This window comes from Candidatus Nanohalococcus occultus (assembly GCF_029207735.1).
Taxonomy (GTDB): domain Archaea; phylum Nanohalarchaeota; class Nanosalinia; order Nanosalinales; family Nanosalinaceae; genus Nanohalococcus; species Nanohalococcus occultus.
Genome location: NZ_CP104395.1, coordinates 807,006 through 831,377, shown reverse-complemented (window position 1 = coordinate 831,377; position 24,372 = coordinate 807,006). Strand labels below are relative to the sequence as shown.

Annotated in this window: 30 protein-coding genes, 4 tRNA genes and 1 rRNA gene; 10 read left to right on the top strand and 25 right to left on the bottom strand. The window is 47.3% G+C overall.

What is annotated here, in order from left to right; translation table 11 throughout:
• Positions 1-49: 49 nt before the first annotated feature.
• From SVXnc_RS04785 to SVXnc_RS04775, 3 genes are all read right to left on the bottom strand, one after another.
• A complete protein-coding gene (locus tag SVXnc_RS04785) occupies positions 50-355 on the bottom strand; it encodes a hypothetical protein (RefSeq protein WP_347721781.1) in 306 nt (101 codons plus the stop codon).
• 168 nt (positions 356-523) lie between these two features.
• A 16S ribosomal RNA gene (locus SVXnc_RS04780) occupies positions 524-1,999 on the bottom strand.
• Between the two features lie 401 nt (positions 2,000-2,400).
• The gene (locus tag SVXnc_RS04775) at positions 2,401-2,865 is read right to left on the bottom strand and encodes a cupredoxin domain-containing protein (RefSeq protein WP_347721780.1); all 465 of its coding nucleotides are present in this window, start codon (positions 2,863-2,865) and stop codon (positions 2,401-2,403) included.
• 50 nt (positions 2,866-2,915) lie between these two features.
• On the opposite strand from SVXnc_RS04775, the gene SVXnc_RS04770 reads away from it, so the two are divergent.
• A complete protein-coding gene (locus SVXnc_RS04770) occupies positions 2,916-3,278 on the top strand; it encodes a hypothetical protein (protein ID WP_347721779.1) in 363 nt (120 codons plus the stop codon).
• Positions 3,279-3,325: 47 nt separating this feature from the next.
• On the top strand, positions 3,326-4,168 hold the full coding sequence (locus tag SVXnc_RS04765) for a hypothetical protein (RefSeq protein WP_347721778.1): 843 nt from the start codon (positions 3,326-3,328) through the stop codon (positions 4,166-4,168).
• A gap of 19 nt (positions 4,169-4,187) precedes the next feature.
• On the opposite strand, the gene SVXnc_RS04760 is transcribed toward SVXnc_RS04765, so the two are convergent.
• From SVXnc_RS04760 to SVXnc_RS04745, 4 genes are all read right to left on the bottom strand, one after another.
• Positions 4,188-4,640: a hypothetical protein gene (locus SVXnc_RS04760; protein ID WP_347721777.1), complete on the bottom strand. Its 453-nt coding sequence runs from the start codon at positions 4,638-4,640 to the stop codon at positions 4,188-4,190.
• Between the two features lie 176 nt (positions 4,641-4,816).
• Complete coding sequence (locus SVXnc_RS04755; RefSeq protein WP_347721776.1) at positions 4,817-6,007, bottom strand: hypothetical protein; 1,191 nt, start codon at positions 6,005-6,007, stop codon at positions 4,817-4,819.
• A gap of 74 nt (positions 6,008-6,081) precedes the next feature.
• Positions 6,082-6,396 carry a DUF4352 domain-containing protein gene (locus SVXnc_RS04750; protein WP_347721775.1) on the bottom strand — a complete coding sequence of 105 codons (315 nt, stop codon included), beginning with the start codon at positions 6,394-6,396 and terminating at the stop codon, positions 6,082-6,084.
• A 292-nt stretch (positions 6,397-6,688) separates the two neighbouring features.
• Positions 6,689-6,762: transfer RNA gene (locus SVXnc_RS04745), tRNA-His, on the bottom strand.
• A gap of 222 nt (positions 6,763-6,984) precedes the next feature.
• On the opposite strand from SVXnc_RS04745, the gene SVXnc_RS04740 reads away from it, so the two are divergent.
• On the top strand, positions 6,985-7,443 hold the full coding sequence (locus SVXnc_RS04740) for a YbhB/YbcL family Raf kinase inhibitor-like protein (RefSeq protein WP_347721774.1): 459 nt from the start codon (positions 6,985-6,987) through the stop codon (positions 7,441-7,443).
• Between the two features lie 86 nt (positions 7,444-7,529).
• On the opposite strand, the gene SVXnc_RS04735 is transcribed toward SVXnc_RS04740, so the two are convergent.
• The 4 genes from SVXnc_RS04735 to SVXnc_RS04720 form a co-directional block, all read right to left on the bottom strand.
• Positions 7,530-7,612: transfer RNA gene (locus SVXnc_RS04735), tRNA-Leu, on the bottom strand.
• Between the two features lie 109 nt (positions 7,613-7,721).
• A complete protein-coding gene (locus SVXnc_RS04730; RefSeq protein ID WP_347721773.1) occupies positions 7,722-8,084 on the bottom strand; it encodes a hypothetical protein in 363 nt (120 codons plus the stop codon).
• Positions 8,081-8,821 carry a lipoate--protein ligase family protein gene (locus tag SVXnc_RS04725; protein ID WP_347721772.1) on the bottom strand — a complete coding sequence of 247 codons (741 nt, stop codon included), beginning with the start codon at positions 8,819-8,821 and terminating at the stop codon, positions 8,081-8,083. Before SVXnc_RS04725 ends, SVXnc_RS04730 begins: the two co-directional genes overlap by 4 nt.
• The gene (locus SVXnc_RS04720; protein WP_347721771.1) at positions 8,821-9,339 is read right to left on the bottom strand and encodes a cob(I)yrinic acid a,c-diamide adenosyltransferase; all 519 of its coding nucleotides are present in this window, start codon (positions 9,337-9,339) and stop codon (positions 8,821-8,823) included. Before SVXnc_RS04720 ends, SVXnc_RS04725 begins: the two co-directional genes overlap by 1 nt.
• Positions 9,340-9,409: 70 nt before the next feature.
• Here SVXnc_RS04720 and SVXnc_RS04715 point away from each other — a divergent pair, with 70 nt between their 5' ends.
• From SVXnc_RS04715 to SVXnc_RS04695, 5 genes are read left to right on the top strand one after another with little or no spacing between them, the layout of a single operon-like run.
• Positions 9,410-9,691 (top strand): hypothetical protein, encoded by a 282-nt coding sequence (locus SVXnc_RS04715; RefSeq protein ID WP_347721770.1) that lies wholly within the window; start codon positions 9,410-9,412, stop codon positions 9,689-9,691.
• 45 nt (positions 9,692-9,736) lie between these two features.
• Complete coding sequence (locus SVXnc_RS04710) at positions 9,737-10,921, top strand: ATP-grasp domain-containing protein (RefSeq protein WP_347721769.1); 1,185 nt, start codon at positions 9,737-9,739, stop codon at positions 10,919-10,921.
• Positions 10,918-11,808, top strand: coding sequence for a succinate--CoA ligase subunit alpha (locus SVXnc_RS04705; protein ID WP_347721768.1), 891 nt, complete (start codon positions 10,918-10,920; stop codon positions 11,806-11,808). The genes SVXnc_RS04710 and SVXnc_RS04705 overlap by 4 nt, the downstream gene beginning before the upstream one ends.
• Positions 11,805-12,140, top strand: a complete 336-nt coding sequence (locus SVXnc_RS04700) for a hypothetical protein (RefSeq protein WP_347721767.1) — start codon at positions 11,805-11,807, stop codon at positions 12,138-12,140. Before SVXnc_RS04705 ends, SVXnc_RS04700 begins: the two co-directional genes overlap by 4 nt.
• A complete protein-coding gene (locus tag SVXnc_RS04695; protein ID WP_347721766.1) occupies positions 12,137-12,835 on the top strand; it encodes a citryl-CoA lyase in 699 nt (232 codons plus the stop codon). The genes SVXnc_RS04700 and SVXnc_RS04695 overlap by 4 nt, the downstream gene beginning before the upstream one ends.
• Here the strand turns inward: SVXnc_RS04695 and SVXnc_RS04690 are convergent.
• The 3 genes from SVXnc_RS04690 to SVXnc_RS04680 form a co-directional block, all read right to left on the bottom strand.
• On the bottom strand, positions 12,832-13,257 hold the full coding sequence (locus tag SVXnc_RS04690) for a PH domain-containing protein (RefSeq protein WP_347721765.1): 426 nt from the start codon (positions 13,255-13,257) through the stop codon (positions 12,832-12,834). The genes SVXnc_RS04695 and SVXnc_RS04690 overlap by 4 nt on opposite strands.
• A 119-nt stretch (positions 13,258-13,376) precedes the next feature.
• Positions 13,377-13,451: transfer RNA gene (locus SVXnc_RS04685), tRNA-Glu, on the bottom strand.
• Positions 13,452-13,494: 43 nt separating this feature from the next.
• The gene (locus SVXnc_RS04680; RefSeq protein ID WP_347721764.1) at positions 13,495-16,401 is read right to left on the bottom strand and encodes a hypothetical protein; all 2,907 of its coding nucleotides are present in this window, start codon (positions 16,399-16,401) and stop codon (positions 13,495-13,497) included.
• 81 nt (positions 16,402-16,482) lie between these two features.
• Between SVXnc_RS04680 and SVXnc_RS04675 the strand changes: the two genes are divergently transcribed.
• Positions 16,483-16,887 carry an HIT family protein gene (locus tag SVXnc_RS04675; protein ID WP_347721763.1) on the top strand — a complete coding sequence of 135 codons (405 nt, stop codon included), beginning with the start codon at positions 16,483-16,485 and terminating at the stop codon, positions 16,885-16,887.
• 40 nt (positions 16,888-16,927) lie between these two features.
• Entirely contained in the window at positions 16,928-17,773 is an 846-nt protein-coding gene (locus tag SVXnc_RS04670) for a ZIP family metal transporter (RefSeq protein WP_347721762.1), read from the top strand.
• 58 nt (positions 17,774-17,831) lie between these two features.
• Here SVXnc_RS04670 and SVXnc_RS04665 read toward each other — a convergent pair whose 3' ends face one another.
• The 11 genes from SVXnc_RS04665 to SVXnc_RS04615 form a co-directional block, all read right to left on the bottom strand.
• Positions 17,832-18,032, bottom strand: a complete 201-nt coding sequence (locus SVXnc_RS04665) for a DNA-directed RNA polymerase subunit N (protein WP_347721761.1) — start codon at positions 18,030-18,032, stop codon at positions 17,832-17,834.
• A 64-nt stretch (positions 18,033-18,096) separates the two neighbouring features.
• Positions 18,097-18,501 (bottom strand): 30S ribosomal protein S9, encoded by a 405-nt coding sequence (locus SVXnc_RS04660; RefSeq protein WP_347721760.1) that lies wholly within the window; start codon positions 18,499-18,501, stop codon positions 18,097-18,099.
• The gene (locus SVXnc_RS04655; protein ID WP_347721759.1) at positions 18,498-18,929 is read right to left on the bottom strand and encodes a 50S ribosomal protein L13; all 432 of its coding nucleotides are present in this window, start codon (positions 18,927-18,929) and stop codon (positions 18,498-18,500) included. Before SVXnc_RS04655 ends, SVXnc_RS04660 begins: the two co-directional genes overlap by 4 nt.
• Complete coding sequence (locus tag SVXnc_RS04650) at positions 18,929-19,279, bottom strand: 50S ribosomal protein L18e (RefSeq protein ID WP_347721758.1); 351 nt, start codon at positions 19,277-19,279, stop codon at positions 18,929-18,931. Before SVXnc_RS04650 ends, SVXnc_RS04655 begins: the two co-directional genes overlap by 1 nt.
• 100 nt (positions 19,280-19,379) lie before the next feature.
• On the bottom strand, positions 19,380-19,949 hold the full coding sequence (locus tag SVXnc_RS04645) for a transglutaminase-like domain-containing protein (RefSeq protein ID WP_347721757.1): 570 nt from the start codon (positions 19,947-19,949) through the stop codon (positions 19,380-19,382).
• Between the two features lie 60 nt (positions 19,950-20,009).
• Positions 20,010-20,128: transfer RNA gene (locus SVXnc_RS04640), tRNA-Leu, on the bottom strand.
• A 34-nt stretch (positions 20,129-20,162) separates the two neighbouring features.
• Entirely contained in the window at positions 20,163-20,576 is a 414-nt protein-coding gene (locus SVXnc_RS04635) for a hypothetical protein (RefSeq protein WP_347721756.1), read from the bottom strand.
• A complete protein-coding gene (gene rqcH / locus SVXnc_RS04630) occupies positions 20,576-22,474 on the bottom strand; it encodes a ribosome rescue protein RqcH (RefSeq protein ID WP_347721755.1) in 1,899 nt (632 codons plus the stop codon). Before rqcH ends, SVXnc_RS04635 begins: the two co-directional genes overlap by 1 nt.
• Before the next feature lie 71 nt (positions 22,475-22,545).
• Complete coding sequence (locus SVXnc_RS04625; protein WP_347721754.1) at positions 22,546-22,896, bottom strand: hypothetical protein; 351 nt, start codon at positions 22,894-22,896, stop codon at positions 22,546-22,548.
• 118 nt (positions 22,897-23,014) lie between these two features.
• Positions 23,015-23,548 (bottom strand): SMC-Scp complex subunit ScpB, encoded by a 534-nt coding sequence (scpB, locus tag SVXnc_RS04620; RefSeq protein WP_347721753.1) that lies wholly within the window; start codon positions 23,546-23,548, stop codon positions 23,015-23,017.
• Positions 23,549-23,594: 46 nt separating this feature from the next.
• A complete protein-coding gene (locus SVXnc_RS04615) occupies positions 23,595-24,302 on the bottom strand; it encodes a hypothetical protein (protein ID WP_347721752.1) in 708 nt (235 codons plus the stop codon).
• Positions 24,303-24,372: the final 70 nt, after the last annotated feature.

Genomic DNA, 24,372 nt, shown 5'->3' with positions numbered 1-24,372 from the left:
GTGTATACAGACAGCCCTACTTTCTTAAGGCTACAGGAGTCCGTATCTCCTATACTATATTTGCCTCGCTGTAAGCTGATTGAAAAGTGTTCAGTGTCTGAGCTTCGTACTCTTCAAGTCCGTCTATATCCTTCTCTAGAATCGTGCTTCTTGAGAAATGGTTGCCTCGCGGATTTGAGGCGTGATAGCTAATCTTAACATGGTCGTCGTGATCCTCCAGCTTTAGCTCTATAGCAAGATTAGCTCCGTCGTCTTTAATATCTATTTCTTTCTCTATTTCTTTCACGAATCCGTGGATTGTTTTAAGATTCTTTTTGGACTGTCCGGGTTCTTTTGGTTCGTACTGATAGGGCATAGGTACAGCAGCGTGCTTTTTCTTTATGATACGTGGCTATGGAAGAGTGTATGTTTTTCTCCATTGGGTAGAAAATCCTTGGAATTGTTTGAAAATGAAAATGAGTTGATGTAGTGGAAGACGGAATGTCTAAGGCTCCTCGGGTTTGACCGGGAGCCTTGCGTTGTTTGGAGGTGATCCAGCCGATGGTTCCCCAACGGCTACCTTGTTATGACTTAGCCCCCCTTGCCAAGCTCAGACTTGATTCACCAAAAGGTGAAGCTCGTCTGAACCTGACTCGGGTGACTTGACAGGCGGTGTGTACAAGGAACAGGGACTTATTCGCCGCTAGATGATGACCAGCGACTACTACCGATTTCGCCTTCACGAGGACGGGTTGCAGTCCTCGATCCGGATTAGGATCGGATTTAGGGGGTTAGCTTCTCCTCTCGGAGTCGCATCCCTTTGTTCCGACCATTGTGGGCCGCGTGTATCCCAGAGCATTCGGGCCATACTGACCTACCGTGGCCCGCTCCTTCCTCTGTCTTATCGACAGCGGTCTCTCATGAGTGCTGAATTCCCGAAGGAATTCGTCGCAACATGAGATACGGGTCTCGCTCGTTACCGGACTTAACCGGACACTTCACAGCACGAGCTGACGGCGGCCATGCAGCTCCTCTCAGCGCGTCAGGTAAGCTCTTCAAGCTGACCGTCATTCTGCTGTCGGCTCTGGTAGGGTGCGCTGCGTTTGATCTAATTAAACCGCAGCCCCCACCGGTTGTGGTGTTCCCCCGTCAATTCCTTTAAGTTTCAGCCTTGCGACCGTACTCCCCAGGCGGCGCGCTTAGTGGTTTTCCTTAGGCACCAGACAACCACGAGGGTTGCCTGACATCAAACGCGCATTGTTTACGGCCGGGACTACGCGGGTATCTAATCCGCTTTGCTCCCCCGGCTTTCGTTCCTCACCGTCGAATCCGTAATCGTCGAGCGATTTCTCCACAGGCGCTCCTCCAGGGATTTTAGGATTTCACTCCTACCCCTGGAATAGCCTCGACGTCTTCCGGTTCCTAGCCCTGCAGTATCCGCTGCACGTCCAAGCGTTGAGCGCTTGGATTTCACAGCGGACTTACAGAGCCGGCTACGAACGCTTTAAGCCCAGTAAAATTGGCCACCACTTGGGGTCCTGCTATTACCGCGGCGGCTGGCAGCAGTGTTGCCCACCCCTTGTTCCGGCACCTCCTTACAGTGCAGAAAAGTAACCTTCCTTGTGGGAAGATTACACTCGGAGTCCCCTTATCGCACGTTAGTGCATTGTAAAGGTTTCGCGCCTGCTGCACCCCGTAGGGTCCGGCTTCTTGTCTCAGAAGCCGACTGGCAGCTCCCGCTCTCACGGCTGCTACTGATTATGGGCTTGGTGAGCTTTTACCTCACCAACTACCTAATCAGCCGCGGCCCCATCCTGTGGCGTCGAAACATTTCAGAAATTCCACATTCCAGTAGGAATTTCCTATTAACTATTAGCCTCACGTTAGCGAGGTTATTGTTATCCACAGGGCAGGTTAGCCACGTGTTACTCAGCTATCTGCCTCGAGTCAAAGACTCGATAGACTAGCATGGCTAAATCGGACTCCGATAGCAGTAGCCTCCGGCAGGATCAACCGGAATTGCCAACAATCATTCCTGTAGCAGGAATATAGTTGGGTTGGACGGGTTCGAAGATCAAAGATCTTCTCGAACTCCAGAAAATCCCAACAGGATTTTCGGAAGTGTATTCGAAAATCTCAGAGAGATTCTCTCAAACGACAGTATCCATAACTGTCGACCGCACAAAAAAATGTGCTACATGATAAAGTACAATGATGTACTTGGGTCCGTCTTCCTACATCACGCTAAAACAAAAATAAGCGCTCATTCTGGCCTCTCGGCTATTCGCCTGTGTTCACACACTCGGCAAGCTAACAATCAGAATAAAACCTTATAAAGGGAAGGAATTTCCAGATTGAGCCTTCCGGAAACCTATAATAAAAGTTTCTGTTTTCGCGCTGTGGTGTCGTCGGTTCTGGTGATTATTCTACTGTGACTGTTCCGCCTCTCTCGAAAGGCTGGTGGTTGTGGTATCCCCATGTACCTGTTTTCTCAAAAGTGAAGCTAAAACGGTCTCCGGTTGTACACTGGTCGAACGCAGCTATGTTCTGGTCGCCGGCCTCACAGTGTTCGGCCAAACTGTTGCCCGCATACTGTCTGTGAGTAGGGTGTCTGTCCGAGCCAACCCACATCGTCTTCGAGGCGTTGTTAATCCAGGTAACTGTGGTACCTTCCTCTACTGTTATCGAGGCTGGCTGGAAACCGCTGTCAGTAAAGTAGACGGTGGTTGTATTCTCAGGTAGCTCGCTGGGCTGTATGTTTGAAGCTCCAGAGGTCGCTGCGTCCGGATTTTCCCTCGAGGTACCGGATTCTTCTTTAGGTCCTGTAAAAGTTGTACATCCCGAGACTACTACGACCGCGGCCAAAAACAAAATTTTCCAGTTCATATAGTTTTTACAGGAATGGAGGTTTAAGAGAGGAACTCGAAGTTTTGATCATGGAGCTGCCCGCGAAACTTGAGCAACTGGATGTTACCACTGTAGGATTGAGCCTGGTCTTTTTGCTTGCTGGTCTATCAAAACTTGCCGTCCCTCAGTTCTGGACGGGTTACGAACCGGAGTTCGTTCTAGCTTTGTCTCCGGTATCGGCCGGCACTTTGCTAGGAATAACAGGTTTGCTTGAAGCAGCTCTCGGAATATGGATACTTACGGGTGTAAGAAAGACATTTGCTTCGCTGGTTGCGGTCTTGTGGCTTACAGCGATCACGTTACAGGTAACTCAGTTAGGGCTTTACGCCATAGCAATCAGAGATCTTGGACTTGTGTTTCTAGCTCTTGCGATTTTCCAGAAATCCCGGTAGAGCTATAATGCGGTTTCATTAACCGTAAACTCCAAACTATTCTTACTATGAAAGTAACCACAACAAAAGTGTTAGCGCTGCTCGCAGTGCTTATGTTCGCAGCCACACCGGTGATGGCTCAAGAACAAAACGTTACAGATACAGATGACACGCCGGAAGACGACTCAGATATAGAAGACGATGAGGAGACAGATGACGACGATACCGAGGAGACCGAAGAGGAAGAAACAGAACAAGAAGACTTGGAGACTGACGACGCCGACAACTCCACGGAGCTTACAATCACCGAACGAGAAGCTCGAGAAACAGCAGTCAACGCCCTTTCAGACAACAACTGGACGCTTGAAGAGACAAGTCGGGAAGATGGCCGCTACGAGTTCGAGTTCGTTATCTCAGGAATGGATGCTGAAGCAGAAGTCAGGGTAGACGGCTCTTCAGGAGAGATTCTCAGACTTGAAGAAGAGATCGAATCCGAGGAAGACAACGAAGCCGACAATGAGACCGAACCGGAAGAAAGAGCGAACCAGCGCGCAATTGAAGCACGTATCGAAGCAAAGCAGGATCAAATCTCCCGGTACCAGGAGCGAATTGAAGAGCTTAGAGAAGAGATCGAAGCTCTCAGAAACGGAACAAGGATTCCGGAAAGAGAAAGCGATGAGGACGCCGACAGAGAAATCGAAGTTGAGAGAGACGGCAACGAGACCGAGCTAGAAGCCGAAGACGGCGACAGAGAAGTAGAGGTCGAACGGGAAGACGGTCAGACAGAGATCGAGGCAGAAGAATCATCCCAAGAACAAGAAGAAAGCTCAAATGAGACGCCTGGAAATGAAAACGCCCAGGAAAGAAGGCCTGGATTCGTTCAGAGAATGCTTGGCGGATTCTTCCGCTAAGCCCGCTCATTTTCTCTTTTTAGCTATTGTACTTTCTGTTCAGCTGTTCTAGCTGCTCATGTGAGGGAGATGGCACACTCCTGTTATTTCTCAAGTCTTCAGCTGCTTTCTCAAGGTTTTCTGGATTCCAGCCGTGCTTCTGAGCTATTCTCTCAGCTGCTTGCTCGATTGACTCCTCCTCATTTAGTATCTGTCTTACCTCTTTCCCTACCCCTGAGGCTTTCTCAGTCTCATCTTTCAGTTCAAGTTCCGAGATGTGTAGGTGTGCCAGCGCCATAGCCATGTTGGCGAAACCTTCCTTATCTGAGCTAGGATTGTTCTTCTTCATGGAGCCGAGTGCGTCAGTCATCTTCTGAGCTGCTGCCTTCGTATGATCTTCCGAATTCTCCATTTCATGTTCCAAACCTGCTTCCTGCTTTTCAACTTCCTCTTCTTTAGATATAATTCCTCTGAGTCTATCTCCAAGTCCCATAGACGTGTGTTTCCCACTCTCTGTATTAAAAATTATCGCATACGCGCCGTGAACTTCAAAAAACTGTTTTTCAGTATAGTTGAGTCAGGAAACTGAAAGGGCAGACCTCCAAAGAAACTGTTCGGATTAGCTTATGTTGATTGGTTAACTTAGACTAACTTAAATGTTCTCACCGGTTATTCTATTCTCTTCCTTCTGTAAGCTATTCCTCCTATAGCTGCTATTCCTAGTGCTATTACGCCATTAGGTAAGATTGGAGTTGTAGGCATTGGGTCTGTTTGATCATTCAAGGAATCACCATCTGTGTCAGATTCTGTTGGAGAAGTTCCTATATCTACTTCTCTACCATCTTTCAGACCATCTTGGTCAGAGTCTGCTTCATTAGGGTCTGAGCCAATTTCTACCTCTCTAGCATCATCTAAACCGTCGCTATCGCTGTCAGCTTCAGTAGGAGATGTTCCTAACCTTCGTTCTCTGCCATCGTCCAGCCCATCACTATCGGTATCTGCTTCTGTAGGGTTTGTTCCAATATTTATCTCTTTCTGGTCTTCTAAACTGTCTTCATCACTATCAGATTCCGTTGGTTCTGTTCCCAGTTCTTGTTCCCTTCCGTCGTTTATTCCATCGCCATCAGTATCACTTTTCTGTGGATTTGTGCCTATACTTACTTCATTTTCATCTGTCAAGTTATCTGCATCAGTATCTGTTTGTATAGGGTCTGTGTTATGTTTAATGAGTTCTTCCAAGTCTGTGAGTCCGTCTCCATCCACGTCATTCTCGTTGTCTATTATGTTAATTCTGATTATATCCGATTTCTCCATAACTCCAGAACCTCTTGCATAATCATTATAGCTTATTTCTTCTATGTAACCTACGAGTATGCGACTTTTAGGATGATAGAATCTCCTAACTGTTCTTGAATAATCACTGAATGTAGTATCTCCTATTCTTTCACTTGGAGAATAATATTCATAACGAGCCTCAATAGTTCTAGTATTGCCAAATTTCTCTAATTCCACATTTGTTGACTTGGAGGTTATAGTGTATTCCCTACCACCTATTCTTACTTTATCCTGAGTTGATATGTCTCCTTTCAGCCATAATGCGGTGCTATTATCTTCTTCTAGACTTTTGTTAATGAAATAATCTCCAATAAAGTCAAAGCGACCTTTCTTTTCTGTAATTTCTCCGTCATTATAAGCTAGATTTAGGTTTTCTACATCCCGATAATTTGTTCCTGGATACTGTTGATTTCTGAACTCATATACTGATTTATATTCTAATTCCATGTTGTCATAAGGGACGACACCACCAGCGGAAATACTCGCCATAGTTAGAAATAGAAACGCTAAAATTACCTTTTTCATCATTATTACCTTTTTCTTATTTTTCTATTTGTGTTCTTTTTTGATAAAATAAAAGGAAGAAGGGGGCTTTACCTCTATTCTCCTAAGTTTACATAGTGAGGCTCTGCGGTTGAGAACAGTCCTACAGGATTAACCTTGAGTTCTACTGTGTCTGCACTTGTGGATTGTGGTACATCGTAGGCTATTTGTCCATCTACCTGTACTCCTGGGTTAAGCTGTTCGAATGAGAAGCTGTTGTCCATGTAGACTGATGCTTCTGTGTTCGGACTGTATTCTGCGTCTCCAACCATGAGATTGACGCTGGAAGTCCTCATACGGATTGACTCATCTGCGTCGTTCATTACTGACATATCCACTATCAGGAACTGTCCGTTTGCTTCTGCGCCCATGAATGTTCCTGCTGTTGTCTGTCCCTAAGTGAGAGGTCGTTTACCTGGTATCTTACATCTCCTACTGTAAAGGATTCTTCTAATCCTTCCAGCAGACAATGCTTCGGCTTGAAGGTAATTATAGAAGTCGAATATAAGTTCTCTATTGTGTTCGGAAACGGTTTCTAGGGTTTCAAGGTCGTCTAAACAGTTGTCGAGTTTCGATTGGCTCTTGTGGATATCGCCGATTGACATAAGGCATACAACTCCACCCACTTTTTATTGTGGCCGAATTGATTCAGAGAATCGGGAGGGCGGAGGGCGGGATTCGAACCCGCGTCACGACCGCCACAGGGTCGTAGTATAGACCAGCTAACCTACCTCCACCGAACTTCACGAAGTTCGATCACGTCAAGCCATTGGCATGGCTTTCAGCAGGAACTTCTAAGAGACAAGTAAACACTGAAGTTTTTAACTACGTTCAGTGGGTGTTCACCTCATCATCATGCCTTACGCACTCAGAGGTGTTCAGTCCTCATCATCTAAAATTAAAGTCGAACGGAGTTCTTTTCAACCTGTCTGAAAAGAACTTCGGGCTATTGTACTGTTATGAAACTGAATGCTCCTGAACTTGGAGATGAAAACGAACTGAAGGAAAAACACGGATACATGGGAGAAAACGTCAACCCAGCCCTACAGATCGAAGACGTACCGGAGAAAGCGAATGCTCTCGCACTGGTTTTTGAAGACCCTGATGCCCAGGAGATGGCAGGGAAAACCTGGCTTCACTGGCTTGTATGGAACATCCCGGCCGACACAGGGAGAATTGAAAGCGATGAGTCCCCGGGAATCGAGGGAACAACTGATTTCAAGAAAACAGGTTACAACGGCCCGAACCCGCCGGATGGAGAACACGAAGTAGTCTTCAAACTATATGCTTTGAACGAAGAACTTGACCTGCAGGAAGAAGCAACCCTGGATGAGTTCGAAGAAGCGATTGGAGGAAAAGTTGTGGTGAAAACTGAGCTTAAGGCAGTCTATCCTTACGATCACATAGTTCGGGACTAGAACGGTTATGCGGGGGCAGAGATTTGAACTCGAAGCTCCCAACCTCGGAGCTTCTCTATTACATCTCTGCTTAAATTATAGGTGTTTGCGAGGGCAGAGATTTGAACTCTGGAACCCCTACGGGACAGCGCCCTCAACGCTGCGCCTTTGACCACTTGGCTACCCTCGCGTGATTTGCCATGTTTTTTGGAGGGTTGGCAATAGCTCCTTGGCTACTCTCGCGTGATAAGCAGGTCTTCTTAAACAGTGAACCGAGCTAAACTCTTTTGAACCTGAACTTATTCGAAGTAACAGGCCCGGCTTACAGTCATTTCGCTACCTCTTTTGGAGGTCGCTCCGTAAAATCCTGTTCCAAGGAACTGTTCGCTGGAATAAGATTCTGCGAGAAAACTTTCTAGCTCCGATCTATTTTCCTTAATACTGTCCTTGGAAACTCTTGCTACACACTGAAGATCCGAAATAGAATGGGGCGCGGTAAATCCTGGTGTAACTCTGTCTTCGGGGTAGGACATATCCTCTTCTACGTTTTTGACATCTAGCTCGTAGATCCCTTCATCCAGCTCTCCTCCCAGAGCGGCCTCCATCCAGTCTTGAACCTCTTCTTTGGAGTCAAGTTTCTCTCTGTATAACTGATCGGTCATTCTCTGTACAACCATTCACGGCCACGGTATTTATTTCCAAGAGACCTGGCTCTGCCGATTTCTCCCTCTGTAAGCTCTGAGATCTCCCAGTTTTTGCCCTCCAGGAGCTTGGATCTTAAAGCCTCTTGAGATTCCTCAAATGAGGCCTCTGATTCTTTACTTACCGAACTAACCCGTTCTTTGAAATTTTCGATGTGTTTGCCTTTTTTCTTATCGTCACCTGGCTTAATGTATCTAAACATTTCCTTGGGATTTGATTTGTACAGCAAGGTTCCTCCGAAGTATGTAACGCCGTCCTTCCGCCGGATAGTCGAACCTGAAATCTTCCCGTTTTCCGTTACAACGTCGTTTACAGGTTCGTGTCTGGCATCTATACCTAGTTTCTCGACAGCATCCGCTATCAACCCGCATTTTTCCCGGTAGATCTGGTTTACATCATCGGGAAAGTACTCGTCCGGAGCCACTAAGCCCCAAGTGATCTCTCCTTCAGGTGTCAGGAAAGTCGTTCCTCCACCTCCCTGGCGTCGAACAACGGTTATGTCATCGTCTTCACATTTTCCCAAACTGACTCTTTCCTCGATACTCTGGCTTCTGCCGACGTTAACCGTTTTCTTACTCCAGCCGGCCAGAAAAACAACAGGTATGCCGGTTTCTCTAACTGATTCACTCAAGGCATCGTTCAATCCTGTCTTGAAAAACGGATCGTATCTTTCGAACTTGAGGAATCGCCAGTTCATCAGTAAACCGGATTCTTCTCTTCCACATTGTTCAAGTGGTTTTCATGTCGGGCCATCAGGAAGAACAGGTCGCTTAACCGGTTGATGTAGGCCAGGACTTCTTCCCGTATTTCTTCGTTTTGATCCAGTTGAACGATCTTTCTCTCAGCTCTACGGTTGACGCTCCGGGCATTGTGTAGCTGGGCGGCGGATTTACAGCCTCCGGCAAGCACGAAATCGCGCAGTGGTGGGCATTCGTCTTGGTAGTGGTCGCATAGATCTTCGAGTCTGTCGATGTTTTCCTGAGTTATCTTGGTATCTGGCTCTCTGTTCGCGAGTTCTGCTTGTAGTATGTGTAACTCGTTTTGGATCGTCTCGAGTTCGTCTTTTTTCCCCTCGGTGAAGCTCGCACAGACACCTGTCAGTGAGTTCAGTTCATCGACGGTGCCGAACGCCTGGATTCGCTCGCTTGATTTGGAAACTCTCTCACCTGAAGAAAGATCTGTCCGTCCTCTGTCCCCGTTGCCTGTATAGACCATGTTCTCAAATTGTCGTCCGAGCTTTAACCCGTTAACCAAATATAATAATTGTTATTGTTAAGTAGTGATTATGCCTGAAGAAGATATATACAAACAAGTAGAGGAAAACGCCGAGCCGCTAGAGGATACTTTCTCACGTATAATGGGTGAGGATGTCGATATGGATGTCGATGTGGAAAATCAGAAGGTCTATCTGGAACCTGCGCCTAAGAATGGAGATCATGGGAAGAAACCGGATATAGAAGAGGCGATTTCTGAAAGTCTTGGCGCTGAACACAGACTCGTATACGGCGGCTTCAAGACAGGGAACAAGGACTGTAAGCACTACGCACTGGAAAGAGACTGGAGATAAACCGCGCTTATCTGAAATATTCTTTTCCCTGGGAGCTGGCGTTCCATGCCGCACAGCTGTTTAAGTTTTCAAAGACCAAGTTTCGACGTGAAGCTACAGGAAAATGAAGCCAAAAAACTGCTGAAAGAACACGGTCTGACAGTGCCGCAGCGAGGTCTTGACGGAGACAAAGAATACGTTGTTAAGGCTCAAGTTCTGGCCAACCATAGAAAGGAAAACGGCGGCATTAAGTTCGCTAAAGGAGAAAAACAGGCCAAGGCGCTTGAAAAAGAGATTAAAGGCACCCAGCTCGAAGGCCAGGATATTCAAGACGTTTTAATCGAAGAAAAAATAGATTTCCAGGAAGAATACTACGTATCTTTTACCTACGACACCGAAACCCGTAAACCGGCATTAATCTTCTCGAAAGAAGGCGGAACAGGCATAGAAAACAGAGAAGTCTCAAAACTGCCGCTCGAAGACACTTCGCAGTTCCGTTTCAGACAGTTCCTGGCGGAAAACGGGTTCGAAGGCAAGGAAATAATCAAGCTCGGCATGGAGCTACAGAAACTGTTCGAAGCCTTCTTGGAAGCCGACGGGCGTTTGCTCGAGATAAATCCTCTAGCGAAGACAGACGATGGCTATGTTATCCTGGATGCTATGATGGATCTTGACGACGACGCTAGTTATCGGCACAGCTGGGATTATCCGGAACGTTCGGCCTTTGATCGGGAAAAAACCAGCAGAGAGATCAGAGCGAAAAAGATAGATGAAAACGACCATCGCGGAGTCGCAGGCAAATACACCGAGCTGGAAGGAGACATAGGAATGATGCTTGCCGGCGGAGGCGCATCACTGACCAACATGGATGCGCTGATCGCATGCGGAGGAAAGCCGGCGAACTACACCGAGTACGGCGGAAACCCGCCGACCGAGAAAGTCTACAAGCTCTCGAAAGTCATAATGTCGAAAGAGCTAAACGGCCTCTGGCACGTCGGAGGCACCGCAAACAACACCGACGTTCTCCGAACGATGAAAGGCTTCGTTCAGGCTCTCGAAGAGGAAAAACCTGATTATCCTATTGTGATACGGAGAGACGGGCCGAACGCCGATGAAGCCTTCGAACTACTCCGCGAGAAAAAAGAAGAACTCGATCTGAACATGAAACTGTTTAGAAACGACACGCCGATGACAGAGACAGCTGAAACCCTGATGGAGATGGTCGAAGCATTCAAGGAGGACGAAAAATGAGTATATTCGTAGACAAAGACACGAAAGTCCTTGTCCAGGGAATAACGGGCAGAGAGGCATCGGAGAAAGTCCCGGAGATGCTAGAGTATGGAACAGAAGTCCTTGCCGGAGTAACTCCGGGCAAAGGAGGGAAAGAAGTTGCGGGCGTGCCAGTATACGATTCGGTTGCACAGGCAATGGATGAAAATCCAGGTATAAACACGTCTCTAATTTACGTCCCGCCGTTTGCGGCGAAAGACGCAGCCTTTGAGGCGATTGAAAACGACATAGAGTTGCTTAATATTATCACCGAGCGCATACCGGTCAAAGACACTTGGAAGATACTTCGAAAAGCCGAGAAAAACAACGTGACCGTTGTAGGCCCGACCTCTGTAGGTATCATGACGCCAGAGGAATGTAAGCTAGGTCCAATCGGCGGAAACCAGCCTGGGAAAGCTTACGATAAAGGAAAGGTAGGTATTATCTCGAAGTCCGGAGGGATGACAACTGAGACGGCTTGGACGATCAAACAGGCAGGATATGGGGTATCGACCGCAGTAGCAATCGGAGGTGACATCTTGGCCGGCACAACTTTCGCCGATGCGCTTAAAGAGTTCGAAGAAGATGAGGAAACAGAGGTCGTTGTAATGTATGGAGAGCTAGGCGGAACATACGAACAGGAGGCCGCAGAGCTAATTGAGAACGGGAATTTCACCAAGCCCTTGGTTGCGTTCATCGCAGGAGAGTTTACGGAGAACCTTCCGTCCCGTAACTATGGTCATGCTGGAGCGATCATACGTGGAGATTCGGGTAAGCCATCGGTTAAAAAGAAAAAGCTGAGAGACGCAGGCGCATATGTGGTCGATAAACACCATGAGATACAGGGTAAACTGGGTGATCTGCTGTGAGTGAGCCGTTCCGAGATACTTACGAAGAGGAAAACAGGGTTGAGCTGAGAAATACTTATAGTGCCGTAGATGGAGAGCCTATAATCGAAAACTACGAGCTACAGGAACATGCGGTCCGCAACGGATACGAGTTTGTAAACGAAGAGGAAGATGGTTGTCCTAAAACCACTGTGGTTAATGGGAATTTGGAGTACAGTGTGAAGGTTACTCCGACCGGTCATTCGATCGTCAGAATGTCTTTCAGTCCGGAAAATGAGTTACATGATAACTCGGGGGCCAAGCCCTGGAATGATATCATAGAGACAATAAGCGGCAGAGAGGGTACCGCATGACTGACTGGAAAACAAACATATCGAAGTCAGGTGAGGACCCAGAGGTACGTGGAGAAAAGCTCGAGGAGGTAATGGAGATGGAGTTTTCCGATGCTATCTGGCTCGTGCTTAAAGGAGAGAAACCTTCGGAGAACGAATCGGAGATGTTCAAAACTATTCTCTCAAGCTCTATCGATCACGGCGTAGGAAATCCTTCAACCGTCTCGGCCCGAACCGTACAGAGCGGAGGCAACGGCATGAACACTTCTGTTGCGGCCGGAATACTTGCTTTAGGTGACAAACACGGCGGAGCTATCGAAGACTGTATGAAAATGATCCAGAGCGAGAAATCCGCTGAAGAGATAGTAGAGGAAAAACTCGAGAAAGGCGAGACCATTCCAGGAATCGGCCACAAGATCTACAAAGACGAGGATCCTAGAGCCAGTAAAATGCTGGAGAAAGCAGAGGAGCTAGGGATACGCGGAGAGTTCACCGAGAAAATTTGTGAGATCAGAGATGAGTTTTCCGAGAGAAAGGTCGAATTGGTGTTAAACGTTGACGGAGCGATCGCAGGTATCATGAGCGATCTCGGCTGGGATCACAGGCTTGGAAAAGGAATATTCATAATCGCGCGAACACCAGGTCTCGTAGCGCATGTACATGAGGAAATGGATGAAGAGGACTTCCGTAGGGAAGACGGAGAGTACCTCGGCTAGCTTAGATTCTCGTTTAGCTCCTGTAGTTCGCCGAGAATAGCTTTCAACAGATCTTTTTCTGTCTTTTCCGATCCTTTCTTATCGGTCTTTGTCTGCCGGTTGATCGTCTCCTGTACGGTTTTCGGTTCCTGGATTCCAAGGAACCTCATCTCAACTCCGCTGCCACCTGCTGTGCTGATATCGACGTTTCCGTATCCAAAGTTTTTGCCCAGCAGCCCCTGGCTAAATGAGATATTTTGAACTTTGTCCAGCCCGATTTTCTGTACGTTCCGGCTGAAGATCCCGGATTTCCTGTAAAGCGCCTGATTTGTCACAACGTAGTCCGTGAAAGTGAAGCCGATTAAACGCTGGATTTTAGGGTTGCCGTGCCATATAACCTCTTCATCGCTGTCCAATGTAAGCCAGTCGAATTCTTTGTTCATACGCTACGTTTACAGTTCGTCTAATTTAAGATAAATCCGTGAAAAATCATGTAGCTGCCGAGGATTTTCGAAAACAAGTTTTCTTGAGAACCTCCGGCTTCAGCAAATAAGTAGGAGTTTGCGGCTGCCGGGATTTGAACCCGGGTGGTCGGCTCGAAAGGCCGAAATGATTGACCGGACTACACCACAGCCGCTGTAATACTAGAAAATCGATTGAACTCTTTTAAAGGAGAGGTATTATGTTCGGAGATATATCCGGTCTTCCAAGGTCTTGACCTGTCCGGATACCTGCGTCCGACCCTCAGTTATACGGCTCTCACTGTATACAAAGATCACTTCCTGCCCGCTTTCAAGAGTATAGAGGTAGCCGTCCTCGAAATCCTTTCTGAACGATAGCTCGCCCTCAACGGTGGCTCTATCCATCGATCTAGTTACTTCATCTGCGTGTAGCACATCTACGTTGTTCTGTGAGCCTCGATCCATCAGCTCATCGACGTCGTTCCTGACTCCGCTGAGATGCTGTTTCTGATCGTCAAGCCGGAGGTTGACGTTCTCCACTTCGTTTTCAAGCTGACCTAGCTCTTCGACCCTGTCTTTAACTGTTTCCAGCTCCTGTTTTAACTCGGATTTTTCCTTCTTAAGCTTCTCAATCTTGCCGACTGCGCTCTCTACCTGTTCTTTTGAGGCTTTGTTCTCCGTCCGGTCTTCGATCTCAGATTTCAGATCGGATCGGGTTTCCAGTACTTTCTCCTCAAGCTCTTCGATCTCCGAGTCGAACCTTTCAGCATCCGTCTTCGTATCCAGGACTTCCTCTAAGTCGCCGATCCTGCCTTCAAGTTCATCTTCGCCGGCTTTCTCGTCTATCATCGCAGCCAGCTCTGATTCAGTCTTCTCGATCATCTCTTGGGACTGGTTCCGAGACTCGGTGATCTTGCCTTCCAGGCTTTCTATCTCGTCTTCAAGCTTTTTTTGACCTGCTTTCTGATCGATACTTTCTCTCAGCTCTTTTTCGACCTCTTCGATCATTTCCTGAGATTTGGAGGTTGAACTATCTAGTTCTTCTCTTAGCTTTTCCCTTTCAGCTTTGAAGCTCTCTTTGCCGACCTTCTCACCGATCTTTTTCTCCAGTTTTTCTCTGTGTTTTCCGGCCTCTGTTCGAACCTTCTTTATATCAGATCTAAGTCTTTCAGTATTTGAACTAAGTTCTTCGCTGAGCGATCGGTAGACGCCGGTTATTTCTTGACGGTTTGTCTGAACGTCTCTCTCCAAGCTTTCTGTGCTTTTCTCAAGGCTCTCATCCAGTCTCTGTATGCTTTCTATGTTTTTAGCTGTCTCTGTCTCGAGTCTGCTCTCCAGCTGTGTGGTCTCGGAGTTTAAGCTCTGTTTTAAACTTTCTATTTGCTGTTTAAGCTCTTGTTTTTCTTCGGCGAGCCTGTCTTCTGAGGCTTTTTTCTCGATACGTTCTTCCAGCTGCGCTTCTAGATCTTTCTCCTGTTCGATTTCTGATTCGATCTCTGATAGCCTTGAGTCGAACTTTGTTTCCGTCACTCTGTTTTCCAGGTCTTCAGAGAGGTCTTTCTTGACGTTTTCAAGACTGTTTTCGACTTCGCCTTTCACGTCCTCTATCCGGCTTTCGGATCGCTGACCGAGTTCCTCTAGTTTTTCTTGTAGTTCCTCGTGGTTCGCTGTGGCTTCTTCTCTGAGGTTTTCCAGCTGCTGGCTTGATGCTTTACCGTCTTCTAGTTTGGAGGCGGTCTCTGCTAAATCATCTAGCTGTGCCTGTAGCTCGGCTCTTCGCTCCTCGGAGATATTTTCGTGTTCACGCAAACCGGATTTCAAACTCTCCAGCTCCGATTCTGTTGAATCCAGAGAGGATTCTAAGGTTTCAACAGTCTCTGCGTTGGCTTCTGTGCGGTTTCCAAGCTGTTCTTCCAGCTCCTCGAGTTCTTCTCTTAGCTCGCTGGTGATGCTGTTAAGTTTGGTTTCCTCGAAGCCCAGTTCTTCCGTTATCTGTTCTTCTAGCTCTTCTCTAGTTTTTTCCAGGGTTTCAACGTCTGTCTTGTTTTCTATCCGTTCTTCCAGATCGTTTTCGGTCTCAGCTATCTGTTCTCTTAGTTTTTCTACCTTTTCGTCTTTGGTGCCTGTCTTTTCTTCTATAACGGTTTCCAGGTCGTCTCTAGCTTTCTGGATCGAGTTCTGTAGCTCCTCTCGCTTGTTGAAAGAGTCCTCTCGTACCTGTTTTAGCTTGTCCTCAAGTTTCTGGACTCTGGAGTTCTGGGCGCGGCTTTGAACTTCTTCACGTAGCTCTCCAAGTTCGTCTTGAGTGTCCGATCTTATGCTTTCTATGTCTTCGATACTGGCTTGTTCATCCAGTTTTTGCCGGATTTCCTCTATATCCAGGTCTAGGCGGTTTAGCTCTCTTTTACTCGCGGCTTCGTCTACCTTGGTCTCTAGTTCCTCGATACTGCTTTCTATGTCTTCTTCGAACTCGACCATGTCGGTCTGTGAGCTATCCAGTTTCTCCTTTAGCTCTATCAGGCTCTGTTTTTCTGCTTTCGAGCTGATCTGATCTTCCGTTTTGCTGAGTCTTGGATCTAAGTCATTCTCGATCTGGGATCTCAGTTCCTTTACGTCGCCGGTAAGGCTTTCAACCTCGGCTTGACCGGCTTTGTTCTGCTTTAAGCTCTCAAGTTTGGTTTCCTGAGCGTTAAGGTTCTTTCCAGCAGTCTTAACCTCTTTTTTCAGCTGGGTGAAGTCCTTATTATCTGTTTTCTGCTTTATCTGTTTTTTGAAATCCTGTATCTTCGAGTCGACATCGTCTTTGAACTCGTTGTTTTCTTCTTGGATCTCGTTGAACTGTCTTTCGATACGATCGGCAAGTCTACGGACTTCTTCTTCGGTAACGCTTGTTAGCTCATCTGAAAGGCTTTTTACAACATCTTCCTGTATTTTACGGACAGTCTCCAGAAAGTTTTCTCTTTCCTGCTTCCGGTAGCTGTTGTAGGCGTCTTTCCATTTTTCCTCGTTTTCCTCGAGGGATTTTTCGAGAGCTTCGTCTACCTGTTTCATTGCCTCTGCTTTTTCCTCGCCATCGATCTTGTTCTGGCCTTTTTTGTCGTCCGTGAACTTGGATAGTAGCCCCATGCTCTCGTGTTGAATATCCGTCAGACTGGAATATAAAGCATCAGTAAAACCGGTTTAAGCTTCAAAACACAAACCAGGGCTATGAGCGAAGACTGTGTATTCTGTAAGATTATAGAAGGACAAATCCCTTCGAATAAAGTATACGAGGATGAAAACGTGGTTGCTTTCCTGGATGCGAACCCGGTCTCGAAGGGTCACACGTTGGTTGTTCCAAAGGCGCACGTCGATACAGTGTTCGACGCAGAGAGCATGGAGTACATGTGGAAGCCTATTGTGAAGGTTGCGAACGCCATCAGAGAAGCCTTCGACGTTGAAGACATGAACATCAACCAGAACAATGGTTCTCTTGCCGGACAGGAAGTAGATCACCTACATTTCCACCTGACTCCGCGTTACGACGGATCTGAGATCGATATAAGCTACAATCGCTCGGAACCGGAAAACGCAGATGAGGTAGCAGAGCAGATCAGGTCGAAAACAGCCTGAGACGGCACAGTTTTTTATCTTTCCGTCCCGGAGGTGGCCTATGGCTCTGATAGAGTCGTTAGTACTTGTATTTGTAGCCGGCTTCATAACTGATTTAGCGACAGGAATAGGCGCCATACCGTTTTTCTTTGTGGACGAGATGAGTGACCGGCTTCTGGTAGCACTCTGGGGGCTGGCTGCCGGTATAATGAGTTCGGCATCCGTACTCGGTTTGATACCTGAAGGTTTAGCTGCCGGCACTGTTCTTGAGGTCGGAGCGGGGATGGCACTTGGTTTCGGACTTGTTATTGGCGCGAGAAAACTTGTGGGAGATGTCGAGCTGGAACCGAAACATTTCAAGGAAGCGGATCTCAAACGGTTGATTGTAATTCTAGGTGTCTTAACTGTTCACAGCTTCCCGGAAGGGATCGCAATCGGGGTTTCATTCGCAGAAATGGGTCTTGAAGGAGGAATACCAATGTTCGGCCTAGCGGTGCCAATGCTTGCGATAACAATGACTATCGCTATCTCAATCCACAACATTCCGGAGGGAATAGCCATCTCGATTCCTTTCAAGTCCATGAAGATCAGCAACTGGAAGATGCTTGGAGGAACAATTTTCTCAAGTCTTCCACAGCCTATTGGCGCGGTTATCGCATACTTCTTCGTAGAACAGGCCCAGTGGATTCTCGCACCAGGATTCGGTTTCGCGGCCGGAGCAATGCTTTATTTGGTAGCAACTGAGTTCGTAGAAGAGTCTAGAGAGCAGGCCGTAGAATGTGCTTGGGGTCGTAATTTCCTGATCGGAGGTTTAGCTGGCTTTGTGTTTATGGTGCCGTTTTTCCTCGTAGGTCAGGCACAGTTCATGGAGTTACTTGATTTCATCTCCGTAGTAGGAACGCCTTGAGAGTATCTTGTACAGTGTAGAAAGTAAAAAATTAAAGAGAAAAAATGTGGCCGCGAGCTTACGTAATCTTATGCTCTGCGACTTCTTCGACCGTATCAACGTGAGTCATGAAGATTGTTCTGCAGCAGTAACGCTCCAGGCCTAGGTCATCCATAACTTCCTTTGGATGCTCGCCGTCTTCTTCAGTTCGTTCCTTGAACTCTTCCCACTTGTCGCCGATAACCTTACCACATGAAAGGCATCTGACTGGAATTTCCACTTAAAACTCACCTCCGTGAGTTTTTGCGAAGTGTTTTCTTTCAGAATCCACTGTAAAACACCTTTTAACGGTAGGATTTCTGCTGTTTGTGTCGGGCGCCCTTGCTCGACTGGGAAGGTTTTCTGGTCTCTGTACGTCTTGGATCTTCGACAAGCATGTTTCTGTCGTAGTCCAAAAAGTCATGTTTCAGGTCTTCATCGCCTGTGTAGTCTACGAGTCCTCGGGCAACAGCCATTCGGATTGCCTCTGCCTGTCCCTGCTTTCCGCCTCCGTTGGCGGTGACTCGGATTTCAACTTCTTCCGTGATATCTCCGGCGATCGTAAGAGGTTCTTTGATCCGGTTCTGAGCCATCTCTGTCATTGTGTGTAGAGGACGGGAGTTAACTCTGATTGTTCCGTCTCCTTCCTTTACTGTGGCTCTTGCCTTCGCTGTCTTACGTTTTCCGGTTGCCTGTACTGATTCACTCATTTAAGATCGCCTCTTGGAGTCCATCCAATAGATTTAGAGACTTCGCCAAGCTTTACATAGTTCCGGTACCGGAGATCGTCTCCTTCCTTCACATCGACTTCTGTAATTTCTTCCATGTCGTGAGGAACTCCTAGGTAAGCCTTGACTCTTGAGAATGCTTCACGTCCTTCCTTGGACTTGTAAGGAAGCATGTTTCTAACGGTTCTCTTCAGAATCTTGTGAGGTGCCTTCGGGTAGTAAGGACCGTCGTGGCGTGTACCTCTCTCGTATTTCTGTCTGTAGTTAGCGATTACTTCCTCCTTGCTTCCTGAGATAACTACTTTGTCTGCGTTGACAATGTTTACTTCCTTGCCGTCCTTGGCTTCTCTCGCGATCTTTGTCGCGAGCCGGCCGAGGATTTTTCCTTCAGCATCAATTGTTAGACTCATTATTTGACCACCTTCACATCTGATCCTTCAGGGTTCTCTTCTACAAGATCTCGGATGAACATGAACTGTCCGTCCTCTTCGATCTTCTGACGGGCGCCTGAAGAAGCCTTGAAAGCTGCTACGTTTACTTCTTTTGTCAGTCTTCCGCTTCCCAAGACCTTCCCTGGGACAACAACTGTCTCGCCTTCCTCGGCAACGCGTTCAATATCGCTTACGTTGACTTCAGGTCGTCTGCGGTTAACTTTCTCTAGATTTTCTGCTATATCGTTCCAGATCGGAGCCTCCTGTCTGTTAAGAAGCTCGATCGTCTCTAAAAGCACTGGATTCGTTGGATCTGCTTTTTTACTCATTAGTTTCCACCTCGCGACGCTACTAGGTCACTGCTGGTAGATCATAAATTCGAACGAAATTTTATAAACTGGCTTATCCGCCCGGGTCTTGAATTAACTGCTACTGTTCTAGGAAATCTCTGACGTCCGACATGTTTTGATCTGGTCTGATACTGACCAGCTGCTCGCCCTCTATGTAGTTATTATCCTGTTTCACCTGAGAGTACTCTCCGAATCTGTTGTTTGTTGGGTCAGCTAGCATCGTCCCTTCTTTAGTTTCTACTTTGTTCCAGGCATGTCTGTACCTTTTTCCGCCCATAGGCAGGGTTCCCTTAAGATATTCTGAGTCCAGACCGATTCTCTGTGCGAGAACCTGGTAGGTCGCTGCTTGTTCTTTACAAACTCCTTTTCTCTCTTGTAGACCTTTTGTAAGCCAGATTTCGTTTTTGTTGTCCGAGATATCTTCGTATTCGAACTCTTCAGCTATGAAATAGGATAGTTTTTCAGCGGCCTCGAAATCAGTTCCATGGTTGTAGTTTGCGGAGAACTCTCTGTGTAACTGTTCTACGGAAGGTATGTCCGGACTAGGTATTTTTAGCGAGTATCCGTCTTTAGAACTGCTGTCTAAACTTATGCCTCGTAAGAATTTGATTCCTTTGTGTGTACGGAACTGGCCTGAGTTGATAGGCATATTTACTATTGTATGGTCACAATATAATAATCTTTTCGTGGTTTATCGAAGACCATGAGATGCCGGGGGAGAGATTTGAACTCTCGAACCCCTGCGGGAATGGATCTTGAGTCCATCGCCTATGACCCTCTGAACTAAACACTAGTTTACAGAGATTGGCCTGACTTGGCTACCCCGGCTCAAAAACGAATTGTAGGCTCAAGCTTAAAACGCCTAGTCGAAACCCAGCGCATCGTCCTGCCATGACCGGACAATATCACAGAAAATATGTGAGCCAAGCATCGCGTAGCTCAAACCCGCCAGTCTCAAACTAATGGCTGCGAACAAGACGGGGACTGTAGCTAGGATCGCAAAGTGCGAGAGGTACCGACTCCAGTTCGGAATCCGATCTTCAAGCGCGGCTCCGTTGTCCGTAGTTATCGTCCTAACGTCGCTGAAAGCAGATTTCAAGTGATTCCAGTTTCCATCCCGCAGTCTTTGAACCAGAAAATGATCTAGATCGATGAAAACTCCTAGAAAGAAACCGAACAAACTCAGTGGGATGAAATACTGGCCGAAACCGAACAGTTGCCAGACTGCTATCGGCGCTGCGATCGCCGAAATAATTGCGTGTTCGTAGCTCTCCATTATTCTATCTCCGATTCTCCTGGAGGCAACGCCCGGATGATGTAGTCTAGATCGACTTCACAGCCTGAATCCGCGAACTTCCGGTTCAAGGTTTTAGCGATATCCGATTTTTTGGTCCGGCCAGGTTTCAATCCTACAGATATCTCGCAGTTTTCCTCTATAGCTTCCCGAGGTCCGCACATCGGCACGTAGAATTCATCTAGCTTAGCTGGTCCAATCGCCGCATCGACCTTCACGTTCCTGATGTACTCTCGGTCGCCTCTGATCACGAAAGCGCCCTTCGGCAGATACTCTCCGCTCTCCGGGTTCTTCGTTACCTGATCCGGTTCGACGTAGTAAACAGTGTCTGCGCCAATACCTGCCTTCCAGGTCTTTGCGAAGGTGACTGCGGCCTTTGCGGCCTGCTCGATCGATTTTTCTCCGGCGTCTTTCCCGTCTTTCAGGACTACGCTCGGTGCGCCATCGAAGTCGGCGTGGAAGTAAAGATCGTTGCCGTCCATGTGGCGTTTGACAAGCATCTCGTTGGTCTGAGAGTCTCTTCCGGCGCAGACAAGGAATCCTTCGCTCGTCTTGAACCAGCGGTACTTTTCAAACCATTTTTTGCTTCTCTTCTCGGTCTTATCCTCCATGACGTCTTCAACTTCGATGTCCTCCTCGCCAAGTTCTTCAATCTGCTTTTCCGTGTTCTTCTTCGCTTCCTTGGCTTTCTCCATCTTGGCTTCGCTGGCCTTTGCCTTATCGTAGTATCCTGAGGCAGTGGCCTTCAGATCCTCGCCCGGCGTAACCTTTACGGTTTCATCCTCGACTTCTACCACTATAAAACGGTTTTGTTCGTTGAAATCCTTGATGCGATCCGATAGCTCTGATTCAGCTTCGTTGAAACGTTTTTCGACCTCGTCCCATGTGTGGTTTTCCAAGCCTTTCTCTATGGCTTCTTTGATCTCAAGTAGGTCTCCGTAGTTTTCGTATATCAGCTCGGCGATCTTACGGTTCTGCTCGGAGGATTTTTGAAGTCCTTCAATCTTCCGTTCCTGCTGTTCGAGCTGGCGTTCCAGCCCGTTACGTTTTTCCTCGTACTTTTCCCGTTTCTTCCGTTCCTCGGCACGTTGCTCGCGTCGGTAGAAAAACTCATCCAGTGACTCGGAGAAGCTCTCGAACTCCTCTATCTCGTAATTATTGTAGGTCTCTAGTTTGAAAGGTGCGGCCCGGATAAGCTCGCGGTCGTCCTTGTAGATAACTGGTTCAGTGTTTTCCGATGCTTCAATTAACTTGTTGAACTCCTCGCGTACCTTGCTCTTTTCTTCGTCGCTTAACTCTTCTATTTTCCTGTCTTTTTCGATTCCAAGCCGTGAGCAGATCTCTTCTGCGTACGTTCCTCCTAGCGAGAGGTCTGCGGCCAGCGAACGCACTAGCTCTCCGTCCATCGCATCGAAGATATCGTTTAATTCGCGAGGATCGGTTGCCGGTTCTGGGTACTCGTATTCTTCGCCTACAACGATTTTACGGTCCTTGAACTCGATCTGTCGGATCGCACCGATGACCTTGTCTCCATCAAGCAAGACGATGTTTCCTTTACCGAACATCTCGCATATCAAGGTCTTTTCTCCGCTCTTTATCTCAAGTATGCGGTCGAAACCGCGCTGTTCGATCGAATCTATTCGGCCCATGTGTTTTCTAAGCTCCATACAGAATCCTGGCGGTCTCTCCGGGTTATCCCGCTTGTATTTGGAGAGAAAACAGTAGCTGGTGCCTACAATTAAACGTCTTTTTCCTTCTCCGGACACGTATACTTCTATAGTAAGTTCTTCGCCTCGCTGGTAAACTTTCTGGACGAATCCTTCCTCCAGTTCGTTTAGCTCTTCCATGAGGATATGTAGATCGAGGCTTGTAATTTCCATGTGAACGTTGGTGTGGATGAGCTACAAAAAGTAACTGATCTCTAGAGAGCTTTCCTGGATAGCCGTGCGGTTCATAGGTACTCATTTAGAAATGCGGCGAATTTACGTTTTAACGAGTCGTATTCGCGGCATTCAGAGGCTGAAGGCGGCCAAGACTGTAGGGTGGCGCGGGTTTCAAAAAGACCACAATAGTCCTCAAGATAGGGTTCTTTAACGCATCGAGGCTCTGTAATATTTCCGTTTACTCTGTCGGTGTCGAATCCGGTTATGTTTCCATCTCTATAGTTCCAGTTAAGACCTTGATGGCAGCTCAAGCTTCCATAACATTGGTTTCCGATGCCGCATGAAATATTAGTGACGTGTTTAGATACATCGGCTCTTGTAAACTTGTTTACCTCTTCTGAAAGAGGGTAAGCTATCACCAGAAATACAAGGACGAATCCTGTTAAGGCCGAGAATATCGTAACGAGAATTTGATTTTTGTTCACGTTATCACTCTGTGCTTTGGATAAACGTATTACCTTGTCAGCCAGTCGCCTGTTAGAACATCTCAACGCCTTGCTGATCTGCGTCCCGTCCCTGCTCTTCGTTCTCATACTCCTGTTTGAACTGATCGACTGAATCAAAGTCAAAGTACTCCAAAAACTGGTCTGTGACATCGAGTATCGCTGTACGCCCGTCTTTTTCCTTCGATAAGAATCCTCGTTTCACAAGCTCCTTTACATGCTGGTAGGCGCGGTTTCCACGGATCTCAACGATATCGGTCTGCTCGACAGGAGCATTATAAGCAATCAAGGCAAGTGTACGTAGCTCTCCCTGGTTGAGGTCTTGATGCGGTGCTAGATGTGAAACGTGCTGTATGTGGCCTTTTTTCACCTTCAATTCGTATCCTTCCGGTGTCTCGACAAGTTCAAGCCCGCGGTGTTCTTCCTCTAGGTCTTCCCGCACGTCGTTTACGAGCGTCTCTACGTAACCCATTGATCCGAGATCAAGAATATCTGCGATCTCCTCTCTATCGACAGGTTTGTCCGCGAGGAAGAATGCTGCCTCAAGTCTTGCTTTTTTCTCGTCCATACTTAGAGTTTATACCGCCGTAGTTGAAAAACTTAGCAGTGATTTTCTAGTTCGCAACCTCGTCGTCCTCCGGTTCAACGTGTAACTCTCCAAGAAACTCTTCCTGATGGCAGGTAACCTTCCGATCGTTTTCCAGGGTCAGGACCTGCATGAACTTATCGATCTGCTCTTCGCTAGTCTTTTCATCAAGCAGCTGGCTGAACCTGACTTTCTCCGAGGAACTTGAAATCAAATCGGTGACCTTCGAGTAAAGAGAGTCGATCCGGTCACGTATTGTTTCCTCCTCGAATTCGAACTGGTGGTCCATCTCTTCACGTTCCTCGCGTCTTTCCTCTCTCCGCTCTTTTACCTCCATCGCATCTCTTAAGGCGTCTTTCAGCTCGGCTTTGTGCATCCGGCGGCGAGGTTTCGGCTTCGGAGGCATACGTAGCTTGGGTGGTTCCTCGAGATCGAGTTCCTCTTCCTCTCCGGGTTCTTCCTCGAAGTCCATAGGTTCTGGCTCTTGTTCCTGTTCAGGTATCTCGTCCTCGTAATCCAGCGTAATAGCTGCTTTCAGGTTCAATAGCGCCGAGCAAACGCGTATGGCTTTTGCTGAAACCGCCAGGTCGTTTTCCTTCAAAGTATCTATGTATTCGCGGTACCGCTGGGCTAGAACCTTGATATCTATCTCATCGGCGGGCATGTCTTTCGTGAGGAAGTCAATGGTCTCTTCCCAGTGCTGTTCCTTTATCGTTTCTGCGTTATAATTTTCCATTGTCGATCCTGCCTAAACTTCCGCTTCCCCTAGTGTAGAACTTGTCTTCCGCGGTTTTTAATTCAGCAGG

Coding starts and splice junctions, on each gene's coding strand:
- SVXnc_RS04785 (WP_347721781.1), bottom strand. CDS start 355: ATGCCCTATCAGTACGAACCAAAAGAACCCGGACAGTCCAAAAAGAAT.
- SVXnc_RS04775 (WP_347721780.1), bottom strand. CDS start 2,865: ATGAACTGGAAAATTTTGTTTTTGGCCGCGGTCGTAGTAGTCTCGGGA.
- SVXnc_RS04770 (WP_347721779.1), top strand. CDS start 2,916: ATGGAGCTGCCCGCGAAACTTGAGCAACTGGATGTTACCACTGTAGGA.
- SVXnc_RS04765 (WP_347721778.1), top strand. CDS start 3,326: ATGAAAGTAACCACAACAAAAGTGTTAGCGCTGCTCGCAGTGCTTATG.
- SVXnc_RS04760 (WP_347721777.1), bottom strand. CDS start 4,640: ATGGGACTTGGAGATAGACTCAGAGGAATTATATCTAAAGAAGAGGAA.
- SVXnc_RS04755 (WP_347721776.1), bottom strand. CDS start 6,007: ATGAAAAAGGTAATTTTAGCGTTTCTATTTCTAACTATGGCGAGTATT.
- SVXnc_RS04750 (WP_347721775.1), bottom strand. CDS start 6,396: ATGGGCGCAGAAGCAAACGGACAGTTCCTGATAGTGGATATGTCAGTA.
- SVXnc_RS04740 (WP_347721774.1), top strand. CDS start 6,985: ATGAAACTGAATGCTCCTGAACTTGGAGATGAAAACGAACTGAAGGAA.
- SVXnc_RS04730 (WP_347721773.1), bottom strand. CDS start 8,084: ATGACCGATCAGTTATACAGAGAGAAACTTGACTCCAAAGAAGAGGTT.
- SVXnc_RS04725 (WP_347721772.1), bottom strand. CDS start 8,821: ATGAACTGGCGATTCCTCAAGTTCGAAAGATACGATCCGTTTTTCAAG.
- SVXnc_RS04720 (WP_347721771.1), bottom strand. CDS start 9,339: ATGGTCTATACAGGCAACGGGGACAGAGGACGGACAGATCTTTCTTCA.
- SVXnc_RS04715 (WP_347721770.1), top strand. CDS start 9,410: ATGCCTGAAGAAGATATATACAAACAAGTAGAGGAAAACGCCGAGCCG.
- SVXnc_RS04710 (WP_347721769.1), top strand. CDS start 9,737: ATGCCGCACAGCTGTTTAAGTTTTCAAAGACCAAGTTTCGACGTGAAG.
- SVXnc_RS04705 (WP_347721768.1), top strand. CDS start 10,918: ATGAGTATATTCGTAGACAAAGACACGAAAGTCCTTGTCCAGGGAATA.
- SVXnc_RS04695 (WP_347721766.1), top strand. CDS start 12,137: ATGACTGACTGGAAAACAAACATATCGAAGTCAGGTGAGGACCCAGAG.
- SVXnc_RS04690 (WP_347721765.1), bottom strand. CDS start 13,257: ATGAACAAAGAATTCGACTGGCTTACATTGGACAGCGATGAAGAGGTT.
- SVXnc_RS04680 (WP_347721764.1), bottom strand. CDS start 16,401: ATGGGGCTACTATCCAAGTTCACGGACGACAAAAAAGGCCAGAACAAG.
- SVXnc_RS04675 (WP_347721763.1), top strand. CDS start 16,483: ATGAGCGAAGACTGTGTATTCTGTAAGATTATAGAAGGACAAATCCCT.
- SVXnc_RS04670 (WP_347721762.1), top strand. CDS start 16,928: ATGGCTCTGATAGAGTCGTTAGTACTTGTATTTGTAGCCGGCTTCATA.
- SVXnc_RS04660 (WP_347721760.1), bottom strand. CDS start 18,501: ATGAGTGAATCAGTACAGGCAACCGGAAAACGTAAGACAGCGAAGGCA.
- SVXnc_RS04655 (WP_347721759.1), bottom strand. CDS start 18,929: ATGAGTCTAACAATTGATGCTGAAGGAAAAATCCTCGGCCGGCTCGCG.
- SVXnc_RS04650 (WP_347721758.1), bottom strand. CDS start 19,279: ATGAGTAAAAAAGCAGATCCAACGAATCCAGTGCTTTTAGAGACGATC.
- SVXnc_RS04645 (WP_347721757.1), bottom strand. CDS start 19,949: ATGCCTATCAACTCAGGCCAGTTCCGTACACACAAAGGAATCAAATTC.
- SVXnc_RS04635 (WP_347721756.1), bottom strand. CDS start 20,576: ATGGAGAGCTACGAACACGCAATTATTTCGGCGATCGCAGCGCCGATA.
- rqcH (WP_347721755.1), bottom strand. CDS start 22,474: ATGGAAATTACAAGCCTCGATCTACATATCCTCATGGAAGAGCTAAAC.
- scpB (WP_347721753.1), bottom strand. CDS start 23,548: ATGGACGAGAAAAAAGCAAGACTTGAGGCAGCATTCTTCCTCGCGGAC.
- SVXnc_RS04615 (WP_347721752.1), bottom strand. CDS start 24,302: ATGGAAAATTATAACGCAGAAACGATAAAGGAACAGCACTGGGAAGAG.